Genomic DNA, 18,546 nt, shown 5'->3' with positions numbered 1-18,546 from the left:
CGTGTTAATTTCCGCGATTTACTTGCCGCGAATGACGCCATACAAACCGACAATCACGGCAACCGCGCCGCCAATTAAATACCACATCGCTTCATCGGTTGTTTCGCCAGTAAGCGCTTGAGTCGCTTCAGAGGCAACTGAGTTATACGCTTCCCAACCAAAATAAAGCAAAATAACACCTACCACTAATAGAACGATTCCAATGACTTTGTTCATCGAATTTTTCCTTTTTATTTTCATGGATTAAGGTACTACTGATTCAGCATAGCAAAAATAATAAACTTTGCGAAAGGTATAAAAAAGCCGCGCATTAAGCGCGGCCGTTTTATTTAGAGCGGATTAACCTAAGTAGGAGGTTAACATCCACGACGTTTTCTCTTGCTCTTTAATGTAATCGCTCATCAATGACGCAGTCCCTTCATCACTGGCTTCACCAGCAATCTCAAGAATTTCGCGCTGCAAGCGAATGATCACACGGTAGCTGTCGAGAATTTCGCGTACACAAGCTTTACCGTCGTGAATATCTTTCGCTTCTTGAATCTCACTCGCCTTGATGTAAGTCGAGTAAGCATGCAACGGACGCTGACCTAGTGTCAGAATACGTTCAGCGATTTCATCAACTTTCAGCAACAAGTCATTGTAGGTTTCTTCAAACTTGACGTGCAGCTCGAAAAATTCCTGACCTTTGATGTTCCAATGAAAGCCACGAACATTCATGTACATCACCTGATAGTTCGCCAAAAGTTGGTTTAAACGCTCGGCAAGTTGTTCCGCGTGATGTTGGTCAATACCAATTACATTCAACTGTTGCATGATTAACTCCTTGTTTGAATTTAATTTATAAGTTGTATCTATGAACGAGTATAGACTATTTCAAGCCACAACGAACAACAATTAAACCCGATTGAGCTCATCGACTTTGCCATCGCGGATGTGTTGCTCACCACGTTTTTTCGCTAGTTGAATTTGCTTTTCGCGCTCAGCAAACCGCTCCTTTTGCTCCGGAGTGGTTTTGTCATGACAATGTGGACAGCTCACACCTTTCACGTAGTGTTCTGACTGCTTTTCTTCATCAGTGATCGGCATACGGCAGGCGTAACATTGATCGTAATCACCTTGCTGTAAGCCATGACGCACAGTGACGCGCTGATCAAAAACAAAGCAATCACCATTCCAACTGGTGTCTTCTTCTGGTACTTCTTCTAAGTACTTCAGAATGCCACCTTTGAGGTGATATACCTCGTCGAAACCAATGGATTTCAAATAAGCTGTCGATTTTTCGCAGCGAATACCACCGGTACAGAACATTGCGACTTTTTTGTGTTTTTCCGGATCGAGATGGTCTTTAACGTACTGTGGAAATTCGCGGAAAGAGTCCGTTTTGGGATTGATTGCACCTTCAAAGGTACCCACGGCATACTCGTAATCGTTGCGCGTATCAATCAGAAGAACTTCTGGGTCACGAATCAAATCGTTCCAATCTTTTGGCTCAACATAGGTGCCCACAACGTTTTTCGGGTCAACCCAATCGATACCCATGGTGACGATTTCTTTTTTGAGTTTCACTTTGGTGCGATAAAACGCTTGTTTATCGCTCGGAGACTCTTTGTGCTCGGTATCCGCAAATGCTTCTTGGCTGCGAATAAACGCTAACACATTATCGATACCTTTGCGGGTGCCACAAATGGTACCGTTGATGCCCTCTCGAGCTAACAACAACGTGCCTTTCACATCGTTGTTGATCATGCAGTTATAAAGTGGCTCACGAAAAGCTTCAAATTCATTAAATTCCACAAACTTGTAGAGTGCGGCGCAAATATACATCTGTTATTTCCTTCTTTGGCGATTCGGATCGTAAATCCGAGGTCAAAATTTGCGCACGCATTCTACCACAATTTTATTCGTTAAGCAGTTTTTGTACGGGTGTCTCGAGACTCTTGAGCCCATAGTCACGACCGGTTTGCAACGCTGCTTCGTTCGAGGCGTTGTCGTACCAAGCTGCATGTAACGCCATCATGGCGCCAACCCGGTTGCTACTGGCGCAGTGGATGAGGGTCGTTTGGTTTGCCGTGGCGGCCAAGGCTCGATCAAAATCTGCGACGCTAGCGCGAGTGAGATCACTAGGGCCACCAACCGGGACGCGATAATAATCAAGGCCGAGCTCTTGTGCCCAGCGCGCCTCTTGATCGTCGTTGTTCATGTCATCGTCAGTCAACAGATTAATGACAGCAGTTACACCTTGTTCTTTTAATTTCACCAAATCATCTTTTGAAGGTTTACCGGAGGTGAAGTGTTGCTCGTTCGGGTGATGAATATTGGGAACATCAGCCACGCCCACAGGAATCTTATTTACCGGTTGTTGTTCGTCACAAGCGGATAAAAACAGGACACATATAAGCGATATTACGAAGAGATAAACGCGTTGCATGATAAGACTCCATACGCAGGTTTGAATTGCTGTAAATATAGCGACATTACAGCAGAAGATCACTTTTGATTTGGCTGGTTTCAGATGCGGTATTTCGATAGGATGACAACTACACATGCAGAGGAACAGTCATGAGTCAGCTTACCCCAGGATTTATTGTCGCCCATAGCCATCGGTTACAGGATTTAACTGATCTGGTGATTTCAATTAATCGACAATATCCTATCGGAGCATTAGACAACGAAACGATTTTGGTGCAATCGAATGGTATTGCACAGTGGCTCAAACAACACTTAGCGCGTGACTTGGGTATAGCCGCGATGGTTGATGTGACGTTGCCGGCTCGCTTTCAATGGCAAGCCTATCGGGCAATTTTGGGACACGATCTGCCACGGCACTCGCCATTTGATAAAGACCGACTAACATGGCGAATTTTGCGCCTGCTTCCAGAGCATTTAGATGAACCTGACTTCGCCCCGCTACGCCGTTATATGGCTGATGATCAAGACCAACGTAAGTGTTTTCAGCTCAGCGAACGCCTCGCCGATTTATATGACCAATACCAAATCTATCGTGCTGATTGGCTGAGTGATTGGGCTAACGGCGGCGCCATGGCGGCAACTGATGAACAAGCTTGGCAACCCAAGCTGTGGCGTTACCTCTTAGCTGATGTCGGTGATTCGCGCTGGAACAACCGCGCGTACTTGCATCAACAATTTATTGAAAGTTGTCGTCAACGTAGTGCGCAGCAACGTCCACACACCTTGCCGCCGCGAGTTATCGTATTTGGCATTTCAAGTTTACCGAAGCAAACGCTTGAAGTTTTACAGGCATTGAGTCGCTTCACTCAAGTGGTTCTCTGTGTCCACAACCCATGTCAGTATTACTGGGCTGATATTATTGACGGCAAAGATATTTACGATAAAGAAGTCAAAGCGCGCCAGCAACGTCGTCATCAGCAGTCAATTAATCCCGATGAATTACACGCATACAGTCACCCGTTGTTGGCGTCGTGGGGCAAGCAAGGGCGTGACTATATTCGTTTATTAGATTCCTTTGATGAAACCGATCAATTGCGCCCTGAGTTTCCCGCGCTAAAACTTGATTTATTTGAGCAACCAGTGCCTGACCAGCCATCTATTTTAGATGCCATTCGTTACGATATCTTGCACCTCAATTCACCCAGTGAAGCGCAGACACAATGGCAGAACGTGAGCTTAGATGACGGCGCCATACAATTTCATTGTGCCCACAGCCCGCAGCGTGAGGTCGAAATTTTGCATGATCAGCTGTTAGCGCGATTTGCTGCTGACCCAGACCTCAAGCCTCGCGATGTGATGGTCATGGTGCCAGACATTGATCAGTACGCGCCGCACATCGATGCGGTATTTGGTCGTTACGAGCGCAGCGATACACGCTACATTCCCTATAGTCTGGCCGATCAAGGTGCGCGACATCAGCACCCGATGCTCATTGCGCTCGAATATGTATTAACCATAAGCCAGCAACGTGCCAGCGCCAGTGAACTCTTCGATTTACTGCAAGTCAGCGCAATTCAGCGACGTTTTGGATTACGCGAAGACCAACTAGCGACGTTACAACGCTGGATTGACGCATCAGGCGTGCGTTGGGCACTCGATGAACAACACCGTCAGCAATTGGGGTTGCCACCTGTGCGGCAAAATACTTGGTTGTTTGGCTTGCAACGCATGCTATTTGGCTATGCAGTCGGAGCCACTGAAGGGTTTACACCAGGTTGGCAAAATATTGAGCCGCTGGTCGACGTCGGCGGGCTCGATGCTGACATTGTCGGTGCATTACAACAATTTTTGATGGTAATAAATGAACACTTTGAACAAGCCAGTCAGCCGCGTACCCCAGCACAGTGGGCGAGTTATTTGAATGATTTGCTAGGGCGTCTGTTTTTGCCTGAAGCTGACGCCGATGTGGTGTTGTTGAATAAACTGCAGCAGCGGTTGCAGCAATGGCTTGATGCTACCCAAAGCGCCGCCCTGGAGATACCTGTTAGTATCACCGTGGTCCTTGAGAGTTGGCTGAGTCAGGTTGATGAACCAAGCTTGAATCAACGTTTTTTAGCGGGGCGAGTGAACTTCGCCACGTTAATGCCAATGCGCGCTATTCCATTTAAATATGTTTGTTTGTTGGGCATGAATGACGGCGATTATCCGCGCACACAAAAGCCGTTCGATTTTGACCTGATGGCGCACGATTATCGTCCAGGCGATCGATCGCGTCGCGAAGATGACCGTTATTTATTCCTTGAAGCTATTTTAGCCGCGCAACAGTTGCTTTATATCAGCTGGCAAGGGCGCAATATTCGTGACAATAGCGAAAAGCCACCGTCAGTTCTCGTCAGTCAATTGCTTGAACATATTCAACAAGTTTATGGAAAGCGACGCGATCAATCACCGTGGATTATTGAGCATCGATTGCAACCATTTCATCGCGCCTATTTCCAAGCGTCACAACCACAATCAAACGGTTTATTTAGTTTCGCTGAAGAGTGGCATGTGGTGCATCATGGTGAGCCAACGGCAGCGCCCGCTGTTGGCGAATTAAGTGCATGGTTGCCGCCGCGTGCACTGACCGTGAAACAGGTGAGCGACTTCCTGAAAGAGTCAGCCAAATTGTTCACGCAGGTTCGCCTGAATACCTATTTGCAAGAACAAACGCATACGCTTCGTGACGAGGAACGCTTTGCCTTGACCGGTTTAGAACGTTGGCAGTTGCTACAGCCAACGTTGCATCAAGTATTACGCCAGTTACGTGATGAGCACGATGTGAGCAGTGCTGAAGCCACAATTATCGCCATGCTCGCGCGCTATCAACGTGCTGGAGAACTGCCCATTGGCGCTTCGGGAAGGTTAATGCGAGAAAACTTACTTGCTGATACACAAGGCTTATTGGAGCGGGCGAATGAACTATTGATAGCCTATCCAGAGCCAGTGGACACGCTACAAATTACCCAACAATTTGATCATGATTTGAGTCTGGAAGCGACGTTTCCCACTCTGCAAAAAAATCGTTCGGGCGAGCATCTTTGGTTGCAAGTAACGCCATCGGTGATTGTTGATAATAAACGCAAAGCCTACCGCCCACGACCTGAGCATACGGTGCAATTGTGGGTCGAGCACTTGTTGTTGAATAGCCATCAAGCAACGCATAGTTGTTTGCTCGGGCGCGAAGGTATGATTCAGTTTGCACCAATAACGCAAGCATCAGCGATAGCGCTGTTAACGACGTTGATGCAGTGGGTTTATCGCGGATTGCAGGAACCACTGCCACTAGAGATAAAAACCGCGTTTGAAGGAATTAAAGAAAATCACAAGGATTGGCAGCAAGCCACCTTAAACGACAGCCTTGATGCGCTACATGATAAGGCACAGGAGTTTTATGACAACGGTGGTTATAACCAAACTGCGCAGAAGTTTGTGGCGGTATATACCGCACGTTATTTTCCGGATTATGCGAGTTTAACTGCAGCGGAAACTTTCAATGCGATGGTGCAAGCGCTTTATCAACCGATGTTGCAGCATGTATTTGAGAGCTTGCCAACAGCGGAGGAACACGCATGAGTGCAATCAATAAACTGGTACCGCTGACTTTTCCATTAGTCGGGAGTCGACTGATTGAGGCCAGTGCCGGTACCGGTAAAACCTACACGATTGCCGCGCTTTATTTACGCTTAATATTGGGACATGAATGTTCGCGTTGTTATACCCCAGATGAAATTCTGGTTGTGACGTTTACGGATGCGGCGACAGAAGAACTACGCAACCGTATTCGCGCCAACCTGAGTCAAGCGGCTGCCTTCTTTCGTGACGAGATAGATTCAGGTGATGAGTTTCTGCGGGCGTTGAAAAAGAGTTACGCCGAGCATGACTTAGCGCGCTATGCGCGGTTACTTGATTTAGCGGCTCAGGCAATGGATGAAGCAGCGGTGCATACCATTCACGGCTGGTGTAACCGTATGCTTCGAGAACATGCATTTGCCAGCGGTAGCCTATTTACCCAGCAATTAAACACCGATACGCAAGCACTCTGGCAGCAAGTGAGTGAAGATTATTGGCGCACTTATATCAGTACGTTCTCGGAAACTGAAATCACACAATATCAGCTGGTGACCAAGGAATTTGCTGATCCCGAAGCCTTATTAAAGGCGGTGAAACCTATTTTGAATCACGGCCAACCTGAAGGAATACCAGAACCGGCGGTTGTGTTACAGAATACCGTGCAGGCGCAACAGCACATTCGCGATAAGTTTCATCAGTTGAACTGGCACCAATGGATTGATGATGGCGAATTAATGCTTGCAAGGTTGCGCGATGAAAAACGTCTCAATGGTCAGAAGATGCGTGCCGACTCCATTGTGAAATGGTTGGTTCAGTTGCGCGAATGGGCTAACTCTCTCTCACAACCGAACGCGCCGCTGGTGCCGACGTTGGAACCTGTATCCGGATGGGACCGTTTGACAGTTGAAGGGCTACAGGAGTGTGTGAAAGGCGAGTTGCCAGAACATTTATTATGGCAACACTTTACCGAGCTTCGCTCAGCCTATGAACAAATTCCCACGCCGCGTTCAGGATTATTACAACACGCTGCAAGGTGGTTTCAGAAACGCTTTGCGAAGTTGCAACAGCAGCGCGCCGAAATGGGTTTTAACGATATGCTCACGCGGTTACGATTCGCGCTACATGGTGAGTTTGGTGACGCGCTTGCGACGACGATTCGGCAGCAATTTCCGATTGCGATGGTGGATGAATTTCAGGATACCGATCCAGTTCAGTATGCGATTTTCGATAAAGTCTATCAGTTGGAGCATCCGCACAATGAAACGGGTATATTTTTGATTGGTGACCCCAAACAGGCCATTTATTCTTTTCGTGATGCCGACATTCACACTTATTTAAAAGCTCGTGTAGCGACAGCCGGGCGTCACTACACCTTGGCCACAAACTATCGCTCGACTCAAGCAATGGTGGATGCCAGCAATGCGTTATTTTTAGAAGCGCAGGATACGCCGCATGGGCCATTTCATTTCCGTGATCCGAATTCCGGCGATGACCCCTTACCGTTTGTGCCAGTTGCGGCGAATGGCTTAAAACAGCGTTTTGAAATTAACGGTGTTTCACCTGAGGCGCTACAGTTTGATTGTTTTGCCAGCGAGGCCAAGCAAAATAACGCGAATCTCAATACGATTATGGCCAATTGGCACGCCGAACATATCGTGCAGCTACTGAATAATCCGCAAGCTGGGTTTGTTGAAAACGACAAATTAGAGCGGGTGAAACCGAGTGACATCGCGGTTCTGGTCAATAGTGGCACCGAGGCCAAAATCATTCGCCAAGCCTTGCGCGAACGTGGGGTCCAGAGTGTTTATTTGTCTGACCGCGATTCGGTATTTAGTAGTCCACTGGCGGTGGAGTTGTTACGGGTGCTGCAAGCTTGTGCGCAACCGCGTGATCCACGGTTACTGCGGGCAGCACTGGTGAGTCAATTATTTGCGTTATCACTACATGAAATCGACCAAACACTGAATAATGAATTACTTTGGGATAGCTTTGCTGAGCGTTTCTGGAGCTATCATCAGCGCTGGCAACAGCATGGTATTTTGGCGCTTATTCAGCGGTTGTTGCACGACTATGATGTACCAGCGCGATTGCTTCGCGAAGTAGATGGTGAGCGACAACTTACCGACCTTCTACACATGACCGAGCTATTACAGCAGCATGCGGCAGTTAGTGAAGGGATGTCGGGCATTTTGCGCTATTTAGCCGAGCATATTGAAATGGCACGAGAAGGCAATAGCACTGACGCGAAAGAGCAGCAAGTGCGGTTGGAAAGTGATAGTCAACTGGTACAAGTGATTACTATCCACAAATCCAAAGGGTTGCAGTATCCACTGGTTTATCTGCCTTTTATTGCATGTACCAAAACTAAGGATAAACGGATTAAGTTCCCAGCCGTCTACCATGACAGTGACGGCAACATACAGGTTGCACTGGCAGGTGACGATGACACGATTACTGCAAAACTTGATCAAGAGCGCCTTGAAGAAGACATTCGTAAGCTCTATGTAGCTGTTACTCGTGCGCAATTCGCAACCTATGTCGGGTTAGCGCCTTTTAATACTCTTCCCGACACTGCGATAAATTATGTTCTCAGTGGTGGTGACAAGTTGAACTTGAGCGACTGGACACCACCGCCGCATTGTCAGCGTCAGGATATTCATGACGACGTGCCGCAAACACTTTATGAGCCACCGCAATCAACTGAACCGGCAATTGATTATTGCCAGATGCCCGAGGGTTTTCGGTTTGAAAACTGGTGGGTTGCAAGCTATAGCGCATTGAAATATGGTGATTGGGTTGCGGTGGATGATGTTGATAGCGCGAATGCCTTGGAGGAGCAGTACGACCGAATCCCTGAGCAGGAAGCAGCACCACAGCGCGAGACCATACACAGTTTTCCGAAAGGGGCTGACGCCGGTACATTTCTGCACAATTTATTGGAAGACGCTGCGGATGAAGGGTTTGCGGCGTTGCATACTGACACGGATCGGTTGCGTGAATTCGTGCATGAGCGCACGCAACTCGAGCCTTGGGCAAGTCACCAAACCGTGTTGATACGTTGGTTAGTCGCCATGCTTGCCACGCCAATGCAGGTTGCTGATACCCAACTGGCGTTAGTCAATTTACAACAAGTGAAAGCCGAACCCGAGTTTTGGTTTCCGGCGCCGCACCTTGATGCACAATCAATTGATGCGCTGGTGCGACAACATGTACTTGCCGATCACGATCGTCCGAAAGTTTTGCCGATGCAACTCAACGGTATGTTAAAAGGCTTTATTGATTTGGTATTTGAGCATGACGGTAAGTATTACGTCGCTGACTACAAATCGAATTATCTGGGACCAAATGAAGCCGCTTATACTGAGAAGGCAATGCGCGATAAAATTCTCAGTAGCCGTTATGACCTGCAATATGTCATTTATTTGGTTGCGCTCCATAAGCTCTTAACGGTGCGGTTGGGCGAAGATTATGATTATGATGACCATATTGGTGGGGCAGTCTACCTATTCTTACGTGGAATCGAGGCGCCTTCAGCTGGCGTATTTTTTGACAAGCCGCCACGGCAATTGATTATGCAATTAGCTGAGTTATTCACCGAAGCGGAGGTGCAGTAATGCTAGAGCAACTGCAACTGTGGTATCGGCATGGCTGGATACGAGCCATTGATTTAAGTTTGGCGCAACAGTTGGCGCAACAACTCGGTGATGATGACCAAGCGACCGTGTTATTGGCGGCACTAACCAGTTATCAATTAGGGCGCGGGCATCCATGCCTTGATCTAAATCAACTCTATGTTACCCCCGAACAGACGCTTGATCTGCCAGCTGAACATGCAACCTTGGAAAGTCTGCAAGAGTGTCAAACGCCACAGCAACTGTTAGCCAGTGTGCCAGCGTTGGCGAACCAAGATAGCGCTATGCAGGCATTAATCAGCTCGGTGGCGGTGAATCAAACCAATAGTCCGCTAGTACTTGAACAACAGCGTTTGTATTTGCGCCGTTATTATCGTTATGAACAACAAATTAAAGCTGACCTAGCCGCCCGAATGGCGTCAATTCAGCCAGTTGATGTGCACCAGTTGAAACAGGTTTTAGACGAGTTGTTTGGGAGGCAACAGTCGATAAGTTGGCAACGCACCGCGTGTGCGATGGCGATGCGTAGTCGATTTACTATTGTAACCGGTGGCCCTGGTACTGGAAAAACCTATACGGTCGTGCGACTTCTAGCCACGTTACAAAAGCTGCGTGGGCACCAACAGCCGTTGCGCATTCGCTTAGCAGCACCAACCGGTAAGGCCGCTGCGCGAATGAGTGAGTCAATAAGTAACGAGTTGAATACGCTCAAGACGATAAACGATGTCAAAGCGGATATTCCAACCGAGGCTGTCACGCTACACCGACTGCTCGGCACAGTGCCGAATAGTCGCGGCTTTCGTCATCACCAAGACAACCCACTGCATGCCGATGTACTGATTATTGATGAGGCCTCCATGGTCGATATTGAGATGATGGCTGCGGTTGTGAATGCTTTGCCGGCGCGGTCACGACTCATTTTACTAGGTGACAAAGATCAGCTCGCCTCGGTTGAAGCTGGCGCTATCTTGGGGCAGTTATGTGAACAAGCCGAACAAGGCCATTACACGCCAGAGTTGACTGCATGGTTGAATCAAACCACTGAAGTTGCATTGCCGTTCGATAAAACCGATCCAAACGGAGAAAGTTGGCGGTATCTACAGCACACCACCATGTTTCACGAGAGCCGACGCTTTGACCCGAATAAGGGCATTGGTAAGTTAGCAGATGAAGTGAATCGCCAACAATGTGGCTGGTTAGCGCAATGGCTGCACGATAGCGATGCGATGGCAGCCGCTCATGTCGAATTTGATAACATTCGCATGCGTGCCGTGCCGCGGGCGAATCATCCAGCGGTTCAGCAGTTAGTGGAGCAAGGCTATGCGCCGTTACTACAACTGCTGCAACAACGACCTGATAGCGCTGACGAAGTCGTCATCGATACTTGGGCGAAGGGCATACTCAAACAATTGGAGCAATTTCAATTGCTAACAGCTGTGCGTGAAGGTGACTGGGGCATGCATCAGTTTAATCAACGCATTAGCTATTGGTTGTTTGGTGATCAAGCGGCTGAACATGGTTGGTTTGAGGGGCGCCCGGTAATGGTGACACACAATGATTACAGCCTTGATTTGCGCAATGGTGATATTGGTATTGCTTTACGCCGCACGTCGGATGAACCATTACGGGTAGCTTTCCCAACCGCCGAAGGTGGAATCCGTTGGCTACTCCCGAGTCGTCTGACACAAGTTGATACCGCTTTCGCTATGACCATTCATAAATCGCAAGGGTCGGAGTTTACGCATACGGTAATGATTTTACCGGATCATGATGTCCCGATTTTAACCAAAGAGCTGTTATACACTGGGATTACGCGTGCCAAAGAACAGTTTACGCTGCTATGCGCACAGCCGCAGCTGGTGTTAAAAGCGGTAGAACGTCGTATTCAGCGCAGCGGAGGTTTAGCTAATGGGTGAGATTCAAATATCCCAGCGTGTGACGATTCCTGAGCGTGAAATCGAATGGCAATTTATTCGGTCGTCAGGTGCTGGCGGGCAAAACGTGAATAAAGTATCCACGGCAGCACAGCTTATCTTTGATATTAATGCCTCGTCACTACCAGATATGTACAAAGAGCGCTTACTGGCATTGCGTGACCATCGCATCACGCAAAGTGGCAAAATTATTATTAAATGCCAAGAAACCCGCAGCCAGTTAACCAACCGAGAACTGGCTCTCGAGCAATTCGTCGCATTAGTTCGTAGTGTCAGCGCAACCCGCAAAAAGCGCATTCCTACCAAGCCCTCGAAGGCGGCGCAGCAACGCCGCGTGGATGCGAAGAAAAAGCGTGCATCGATTAAAGCAATGCGCGGAAAAGTTGACTAATTTTTGAACTTGCAGCTCCGACCAGTTCAAGCCATACTGCTGTTGTTTACATGATTTATACAAACGTATTTTCTCAGAACAACCAGGCAAGCTCATGAAAATTAAAACTAAAAAGCTAAACTTACTCACGCCTTTGGTGTTAGCCAGTGGTGTTTTATTACTCTCGGCTTGTGGCGATAGCTCAAGTACCAATGAAGAACCTATTGTTCCAGTATCGCCCCCACCGACGGGGTTAGTCGCTTTTGCTCCGAGTGGCAATCTCAGTGCGGATATCACGTGGACAAATTACGGCGTGCCGTATGTAAAAGCTGACAATATGGAAAGCCTAGGCTTCGGTGTTGGCTATGCGTTTGCGCAAGATAATTTATGTATCCTCGCCGATCAAATTGTGAAGTTTAACTCAAAGCGTGCATTCTATTTTGGTCCTGACGCGGTGCTTGGTTCTGGTGACTCTGAGAATTTACTCACCGACTTTGGCTTTTTGACGCTCGGTATTCGTGCCAACGCTGAAGTTGGTTTCGAGCAAATTAGCGAAAATGCGCAAGCGCTTCTGACCGGTTACGCGGCCGGTTACAACAAGTATATTAATGAAACGTCTGAAGCAGATATGGATCCGACTTGTGCCGGCCAGCCTTGGGTTCAAGATATCACGCCAATTGACCTGATGACCTATGCACAGGGCGTCGCATTGTTGCCAGGCGCGGCAAACTTTACCGGGCCATTGTTCTTAGGCGTCCCAAATAACCAAACCTTTGTGACCACCGATTCAGGTGAGCCAGTTGCTCTAAACTTTGATATCAGCAAGGTCGGCATTCCTGATAGCAACCCGACTGAATCAGGTTCAAATGGCTGGGCAATCGGTAGCGACCTGAGTGCCACTGAGCAGGGCATGCTAATTGCGAATCCACACTTCCCACATACCGGAAACCAGCGTTTTTGGCAGTTTGGTATTGAAGTGCCCGGGCATTTGAAAGTAGTTGGTGGTTCGCTTTCAGGTATGCCAGGTATCGTCAATATTGGCTTTAACGAAAATGTGGCGTGGACCCATACGTTTTCAACCGCGTCGCGCTTCACGATTCATCGGTTAACATTGGACCCAAACGACGCATCAGGTACCAGTTATATGCTTGATGGCGAAAGCGTACCGATGACGACCAAGACACACGATATTCGTGTAGCAACTGGTGCAGACAGTTATATGACGTTGCGCAAAACCAGTTATTACAGTGAATTTGGTCCCGTCATTGTGATTCCAAACGCACTGCCGTGGGGCACCGACGCAACTGGGCAGAACGTTGCCTACGCACTGCATGATGCGAACCTACCAAACTATGATTTGTTTGATCACTGGTTAGGTATGAATATGGCCGACAGCATTGATGCCTATAAACAAACATTCGTTGATTACACGGGTACCGTATTTAACAATGCCATGGCGGTTGATTCGCAGGGCAATGCATTCTTTACGGATGGTTCATCGGTACCCAATATTCTGCCAGAAGCGTTGGCAATGTGGGCTGAGAATCCACTGTATCAGACGCTGACTGAGCAAGCTGGGCTATTTATTTTCCCAGGTGATGACAGTGCATTTATGCCACAAGGTACAGTGCCGTTTGAGCAAGCACCACAACTGGAACGTAATGACTTTGTGCAGAACTCCAATGATAGCTTCTGGTTAACCAACCCGGCAGCCCCGATTGAAGGGGTATCACCATTGTGGGGGCCGGTCGGTAATCAGCAATCTCTGCGTTCGCGTTTAGGTCAGAAGATGCTTGCGGAAGGTGGTTCGGTCGACGGTCGTTTTACTCGCGAAGACTTAGTTGATCGCCTTATCGGTAATCGCAATTATCTTGGTGAAGCGGTACTGAGTGATCTACTGGCACTGTGCCAAACGCAAGGGGCAACGCCGGTAACCATGGCCGATTCCACTACAGTTGTTGTGACTCCAGCTTGTGACGCCTTGGCCTTGTGGGACGGTAAGATGAACCTTGAGAGTCAGGGCGCGATGATGTTCCGTGAGTTTGCTTTTGAGTTTAACCGCAATCCTCAATGGCAAGTTGCTTATAACGCTGAACAACCAACGACAACGCCGAATACCTTGGCAGCCAATAATACTGTCTTACAGCAATTAGCAACTGCGCAACAGCGCATTGTTGATGCTGGGCTGAACCCTGCGGCCACGTTAGGCAGTGTGCAGTTCGTTGAACGTAGTAATCCAGATGGCACGCCGTCAGGACAGAAGTTACCATGGGGTGGCGCGAACAACATTGAAGGTGGCTTCAATGTGTTCCGTAGCAACATGAGTAATGACGGAACGATTTTACCTCGTCATCGTTATCCGTTATTGCCTGGTTCAGATTTGAGTGCTGAAGCGGGTGGATACCACATCACCTACGGCTCAAGCTGGATGTTTGCGATGGAGTTCACGCCTGAAGGTCCGGTAGCTGAGGGTCTGTTAACTTACTCGCAAAGTTCGAACGTATTGTCTGATCATTATCTTGATCAAACCTTGTTGTATTCTGAGCAACCACAATTACGTCCGCTGCATTTCCAACAAGCGGACATTGAGGCAAATGCGGCGACCACCGCGACGTTAAGTGGTTCTAGCTTGCGCTAATCACTATTACGGAAGACCGAAAGGGCAGTTGAAAATTCTCAACTGCCCTTTTTTATTGCCAGTTTATTTGTATGTTTTTTATTTTAGCTATTGACGAAATACAAACTATTGCACATAGTCATAGTATAAATAGTGTACAAAAAGGACGTTAAATCATGACTCATGTGGCTGTTGTTGGTGCAGGCTTAGGTGGTGTTTCTGTCGCATTTGAACTGCGCGAGAAATTAGGCAAGCATTCTAAAATTACTGTTATTGGTGAAGGCGCAGAATTTAACTTTGTCCCTTCGAATCCATGGGTTGCTTTAGGTACGCGCAAGCGTGACGATGTGGTGATGCCTATTGGCGACTTCTTTAGTAAGCGCGATATTGCATTTTCCCCCTCTGGTGTAAAAGAAATTAAAGCGACTCAAAATACTTTGGTTCTTAACGACGGTCATGAAATGGCCTATGACTATTTAGTTTTGTGTACTGGACCAAAATTAGACTTTGCTGCGGTTTCTGGAGCAGGTCCTGAGGCCGGAGGCTCACAGTCGATTTGTACTGTTGACCACGCCGTAACATCGTTTCACGATTATCAGCAGTTATGCGAAAACCCCGGCCCTGTAATTATTGGCGCATTGCCTGGAGCAAGTTGTTTCGGTCCAGCCTATGAATATGTGCTATCGCTCGAATATGAGCTGCGTAAAAAGAAAATTCGTGATCAAGTTCCGATTACCTTTGTTACTCCAGAGCCGTATATTGGCCACATGGGCCTAGGTGGTGTTGGCGACTCAAAAGGCTTAATGGAGCATAAATTCCGAGAGCATGGTATCAAGTGGATTTGTAATGCCAAAGTGACAAAACTAGCTGATGGAATCTGCTACTTTGATGAGCTCAATGACGCAGGAGAAGTCATTAAGCAGCACGAATTGGCTTATAAGCACTCCATGTTTTTACCACCATTCAAAGGCTCTCCAGCTGTTGCTGCAGTTGCAGAGCTATGTAATCCCAAAGGGTTTGTGATTACCGATAAATATCAACGCTCACCTAAGTATCCCAATATTTTTGCGGCTGGTGTTTGTGTTGCGATTCCCCCGATTGAAGCAACACCCGTGCCGGTAGGTGCACCGAAAACCGGATTAATGATTGAGTCGATGACCTCTGCGATTGTGTCGAATATTGAAGCGATGGAAGCCGGCTCCGATGCGTTGGTTGAGCCAACGTTAAGCGCACTGTGTTTAGCTGATATGGGTAATACCGGAGCGGCGTTTTTAGCTATTCCGCAAAACCCACCACGAAATCGGAACTGGACTGGTAGCGGTCGTTGGGTGCATTGGGCGAAAGTCGCATTCGAAAAATACTTTATGTACAAAATTCGCCGTGGTACGTCAGAGCCCATTTACGAAAAGTTGTCGTTGCGTTTTATGGGTGTCGAACGGTTAAAGCCGAAGAAGTAATTAATCTTTGGCGAAAATAAAACGACCCTCAAGGCGTTGGAGGTGATCTTCAGCGCCGCATACTTGATATTGACCGCCGTCGTTATTGTCATCGAGCTGCTGCCATAATGAAACTTTCGCAGGTAACGGCACTGGACGTTTAAAAGCGACGTCAATTTTAGTCACAGGTCGTTTGGCGGCGCGCTCAACTTCAGCTTGAGCGCGACCTGACATGTACATGCCATGAATAATCGGCTGGTCGAAGCCGAACCATCGCGATAGCAACGGATGCAAATGAATGGGATTAAAGTCGCCCGATAACCGCGCATAATCACGTGCAACTTTGCCGGCTAATTTCCATGTATCAATGCGTTGCCAATCGTCGCTTGGTGGTTCCGCTATTTTATTCTCTTTACTACGGCGCGGCTTATCGGTTTGTTTCGGCATCACCTGATATTCGCTGACACAGGTAGCGACGTGCTTGTCGTTCTGCCAAAACTCAACCTGAAATAACGGACGTAAACGGCGAGCTGAAACTTTGGGGCCGCGAGCCGGTAACTGAATGGAAGCTTTTAAGAGAAAACCTTCATCCGCAACAATGGTTTCGTGTTGCTCAATGCTATTACTAACATGAACTAAACCAGGCGCTGGCCATGGGAAGTGCTCGCCGAGCATTTGAGCCAAATGAACGCGTTGCGCCAAGCAATAAATGAGCGTTAGTGGAACTTCGCTCACAAAGCCATTAAATGCTTCGTGATACCGCTTTAATTGCGTAGCCGAAAATGCAGGCGCAGTAAATTCTGCGTCTAAAGTTTGTGGCTCTGCCTCTTCCTGGTCGTTTCGCGCGACAGTAAATAATGAGCGAAAAAACATTCCAGGCAGGTTTGGCAATGTAACCGGTTGCTCGACTTGCATTACAGCTTCATCCTTAAATATATCTACGCAATGTGCAGCGACGTTGTTTATGTATAGCACAATTAGGCAACTATTATACACACCAGTTGGGTGATAACAGACCTTACCACAGCAAAAAAGGGCCGCTTATAAGCGACCCTTGGGGATAATTATTGACGTTGGTGATCAACGCTTAGCGGTTATCGCCATTATCACCATTATCATCTTTCTTCTTTTTCTTAGCTTTAAGCTTGTCGCTTTGTTCATTACGCTCTTTTTGTAGGGCTTCTTTTTCAGCCTTCATTTGAGCGCGTAAGGCTTCTCGTTCAGCTTGAGCTTTATCAGCCTTATCTTTCGCTTCTTCAGCTGTTTGCTGACCTTTTTGTGCATTTTGATCTTGTGCTGTCGCAACGTTCACAACGCTTAATGCGAGCAACATCATGAGTGCAAATCGAATCATTTAAACCTCCTATCAGGCATTTTGCGAAGGCTAGTCTGGTTAGCCAGCGATGCTAAGTAAAGCGCTTATTCGACTTATATACAATGTGGTATAGGTTGGTTTTGCTGTAGTTTTACAAAAATGTAACTGGTGCGACAGATCCTGACGCATACTCGGGGTATGATGGATGTCATATAGTGCCAAAGACAAGGAGCTCGTCAGTGCAAAGTGTTTTACGATATTTAATGCTACTTCAACATATTCCGCGTGAACCGCAAAAAGTGGATGTGCAATCGTTAAGGAAAAGGCTTTCAGAACACGGCGTGGACGTTAGCGTCCGTACCATTCAGAGAAATTTGAATGAATTATCAGAAGTCTTTCCTCTAATTGCTGATGACCGCTCAAGACCATTTGGCTGGAGTTTGGCGAAAACTGCGCCGCACTTACCATTCCCTAATTTGCCAGATAGTAATACTCACGGTGTCCTGGCGCGTATAAAACTAAAATGTACGAATGGGTTGCTGAATCTAGTGACGAACAATCCACTGCATCCAGAACAACATATTGAACGCAATGGGCTGAGCTTTTTTCTTACCTTTGTACAGCCCGTCAGCAAAGATCTCGTCGCATGGATTTTGAGCTGCGGCGAACATATCGAAGTGCTTGAACCGATGTCGTTGCGTAACGAAATTGAGACGCACGTCGCGCGGATGTTTTCAAGTTACAACGGCAAAAGTTAAATTAATCAAAAAATGCCGCTCCTTCATGGCGGAGTAAGAACGCCTTTTTCTCAATACCACCGGTGTAGCCGGTGATACTTCCATCGGCGCCAATAACCCGATGGCACGGAACGACAATTGCGATAGGATTACGACCATTCGCCATGCCGACTGCGCGATTACCCTTCGGGTTACCAATAGCCACCGCGATATCTTTGTAGCTAGCTAATTGCCCATACTCGAGTGTTGCTAATTGCTTCCAAACTCGCTGTTGAAACTCAGTGCCTGCGGGTGTTAACGGTAAATCGAACTGTTGCCGTTGGCGATTAAAATACTCAATCAGTTGCTGCTTACCTATGCTGGTGACATTACAGGATGGGTAACCGTCCGGTTCCGCAAACGCAATTTCACAGATAGACTCACCGTCTTGACTACTAATAGTGACGGGGCCGATGGGGCTTTCAAAACTGTCTTGATACATGAC

Annotated in this window: 14 protein-coding genes; 7 read left to right on the top strand and 7 right to left on the bottom strand. The window is 47.6% G+C overall.

The annotated features are described in order from the left end of the window. Positions 1 to 18: 18 nt before the first annotated feature. From CWI82_RS09010 to CWI82_RS08995, 4 genes are all read right to left on the bottom strand, one after another. On the bottom strand, positions 19 to 216 hold the full coding sequence (locus CWI82_RS09010) for a DUF3185 family protein (RefSeq protein WP_092857114.1): 198 nt from the start codon (positions 214 to 216) through the stop codon (positions 19 to 21). A 123-nt stretch (positions 217 to 339) separates the two neighbouring features. Then, positions 340 to 813 carry a Dps family protein gene (locus CWI82_RS09005; RefSeq protein WP_092857112.1) on the bottom strand — a complete coding sequence of 158 codons (474 nt, stop codon included), beginning with the start codon at positions 811 to 813 and terminating at the stop codon, positions 340 to 342. An 81-nt stretch (positions 814 to 894) separates the two neighbouring features. After that, on the bottom strand, positions 895 to 1,824 hold the full coding sequence (trhO, locus tag CWI82_RS09000) for an oxygen-dependent tRNA uridine(34) hydroxylase TrhO (protein ID WP_130203283.1): 930 nt from the start codon (positions 1,822 to 1,824) through the stop codon (positions 895 to 897). A gap of 73 nt (positions 1,825 to 1,897) precedes the next feature. Then, positions 1,898 to 2,428, bottom strand: coding sequence for a beta-lactamase hydrolase domain-containing protein (locus CWI82_RS08995; RefSeq protein WP_165383910.1), 531 nt, complete (start codon positions 2,426 to 2,428; stop codon positions 1,898 to 1,900). A 131-nt stretch (positions 2,429 to 2,559) separates the two neighbouring features. Here CWI82_RS08995 and recC point away from each other — a divergent pair, with 131 nt between their 5' ends. The 6 genes from recC (at position 2,560) to CWI82_RS08965 (ending at position 16,031) form a co-directional block, all read left to right on the top strand. Continuing rightward, positions 2,560 to 6,024 (top strand): exodeoxyribonuclease V subunit gamma, encoded by a 3,465-nt coding sequence (recC, locus tag CWI82_RS08990; RefSeq protein ID WP_130203282.1) that lies wholly within the window; start codon positions 2,560 to 2,562, stop codon positions 6,022 to 6,024. Further along, entirely contained in the window at positions 6,021 to 9,635 is a 3,615-nt protein-coding gene (gene recB / locus CWI82_RS08985; RefSeq protein WP_130203281.1) for an exodeoxyribonuclease V subunit beta, read from the top strand. Before recC ends, recB begins: the two co-directional genes overlap by 4 nt. Then, positions 9,635 to 11,569: an exodeoxyribonuclease V subunit alpha gene (gene recD, locus CWI82_RS08980; RefSeq protein ID WP_130203280.1), complete on the top strand. Its 1,935-nt coding sequence runs from the start codon at positions 9,635 to 9,637 to the stop codon at positions 11,567 to 11,569. The genes recB and recD overlap by 1 nt, the downstream gene beginning before the upstream one ends. Further along, on the top strand, positions 11,562 to 11,978 hold the full coding sequence (gene arfB, locus CWI82_RS08975) for an alternative ribosome rescue aminoacyl-tRNA hydrolase ArfB (protein WP_130203279.1): 417 nt from the start codon (positions 11,562 to 11,564) through the stop codon (positions 11,976 to 11,978). The genes recD and arfB overlap by 8 nt, the downstream gene beginning before the upstream one ends. Before the next feature lie 94 nt (positions 11,979 to 12,072). Then, positions 12,073 to 14,595, top strand: a complete 2,523-nt coding sequence (locus CWI82_RS08970; RefSeq protein ID WP_130203278.1) for an acylase — start codon at positions 12,073 to 12,075, stop codon at positions 14,593 to 14,595. 155 nt (positions 14,596 to 14,750) lie between these two features. Next, the gene (locus CWI82_RS08965) at positions 14,751 to 16,031 is read left to right on the top strand and encodes an NAD(P)/FAD-dependent oxidoreductase (protein WP_130203277.1); all 1,281 of its coding nucleotides are present in this window, start codon (positions 14,751 to 14,753) and stop codon (positions 16,029 to 16,031) included. On the opposite strand, the gene CWI82_RS08960 is transcribed toward CWI82_RS08965, so the two are convergent. Together CWI82_RS08960 and CWI82_RS08955 are read right to left on the bottom strand one after the other, a co-directional pair. Then, positions 16,032 to 16,925 carry a MaoC/PaaZ C-terminal domain-containing protein gene (locus tag CWI82_RS08960; RefSeq protein ID WP_092857094.1) on the bottom strand — a complete coding sequence of 298 codons (894 nt, stop codon included), beginning with the start codon at positions 16,923 to 16,925 and terminating at the stop codon, positions 16,032 to 16,034. A 172-nt stretch (positions 16,926 to 17,097) separates the two neighbouring features. Then, positions 17,098 to 17,364, bottom strand: coding sequence for a hypothetical protein (locus CWI82_RS08955; protein WP_130203276.1), 267 nt, complete (start codon positions 17,362 to 17,364; stop codon positions 17,098 to 17,100). 200 nt (positions 17,365 to 17,564) lie between these two features. On the opposite strand from CWI82_RS08955, the gene CWI82_RS08950 reads away from it, so the two are divergent. Then, positions 17,565 to 18,083: a WYL domain-containing transcriptional regulator gene (locus CWI82_RS08950; RefSeq protein ID WP_130203275.1), complete on the top strand. Its 519-nt coding sequence runs from the start codon at positions 17,565 to 17,567 to the stop codon at positions 18,081 to 18,083. A 1-nt stretch (position 18,084) separates the two neighbouring features. Here the strand turns inward: CWI82_RS08950 and CWI82_RS08945 are convergent, their stop codons facing one another. Next, positions 18,085 to 18,543 (bottom strand): methylated-DNA--[protein]-cysteine S-methyltransferase, encoded by a 459-nt coding sequence (locus CWI82_RS08945; RefSeq protein WP_130203274.1) that lies wholly within the window; start codon positions 18,541 to 18,543, stop codon positions 18,085 to 18,087. Positions 18,544 to 18,546 lie beyond the last annotated feature (3 nt).

The organism is Pseudidiomarina tainanensis (genome assembly GCF_004214835.1).
In the GTDB taxonomy this organism is placed as follows: domain Bacteria; phylum Pseudomonadota; class Gammaproteobacteria; order Enterobacterales; family Alteromonadaceae; genus Pseudidiomarina; species Pseudidiomarina tainanensis.
This window is presented reverse-complemented; position numbering and strand designations above follow the sequence as displayed.

Coding starts and splice junctions, on each gene's coding strand:
- CWI82_RS08955 (WP_130203276.1), bottom strand. CDS start 17,364: ATGATTCGATTTGCACTCATGATGTTGCTCGCATTAAGCGTTGTGAAC.
- CWI82_RS08945 (WP_130203274.1), bottom strand. CDS start 18,543: ATGTATCAAGACAGTTTTGAAAGCCCCATCGGCCCCGTCACTATTAGT.
- CWI82_RS08960 (WP_092857094.1), bottom strand. CDS start 16,925: ATGCAAGTCGAGCAACCGGTTACATTGCCAAACCTGCCTGGAATGTTT.
- recB (WP_130203281.1), top strand. CDS start 6,021: ATGAGTGCAATCAATAAACTGGTACCGCTGACTTTTCCATTAGTCGGG.
- recD (WP_130203280.1), top strand. CDS start 9,635: ATGCTAGAGCAACTGCAACTGTGGTATCGGCATGGCTGGATACGAGCC.
- arfB (WP_130203279.1), top strand. CDS start 11,562: ATGGGTGAGATTCAAATATCCCAGCGTGTGACGATTCCTGAGCGTGAA.
- CWI82_RS09005 (WP_092857112.1), bottom strand. CDS start 813: ATGCAACAGTTGAATGTAATTGGTATTGACCAACATCACGCGGAACAA.
- trhO (WP_130203283.1), bottom strand. CDS start 1,824: ATGTATATTTGCGCCGCACTCTACAAGTTTGTGGAATTTAATGAATTT.
- CWI82_RS08965 (WP_130203277.1), top strand. CDS start 14,751: ATGACTCATGTGGCTGTTGTTGGTGCAGGCTTAGGTGGTGTTTCTGTC.
- recC (WP_130203282.1), top strand. CDS start 2,560: ATGAGTCAGCTTACCCCAGGATTTATTGTCGCCCATAGCCATCGGTTA.
- CWI82_RS08970 (WP_130203278.1), top strand. CDS start 12,073: ATGAAAATTAAAACTAAAAAGCTAAACTTACTCACGCCTTTGGTGTTA.
- CWI82_RS09010 (WP_092857114.1), bottom strand. CDS start 216: ATGAACAAAGTCATTGGAATCGTTCTATTAGTGGTAGGTGTTATTTTG.
- CWI82_RS08995 (WP_165383910.1), bottom strand. CDS start 2,428: ATGCAACGCGTTTATCTCTTCGTAATATCGCTTATATGTGTCCTGTTT.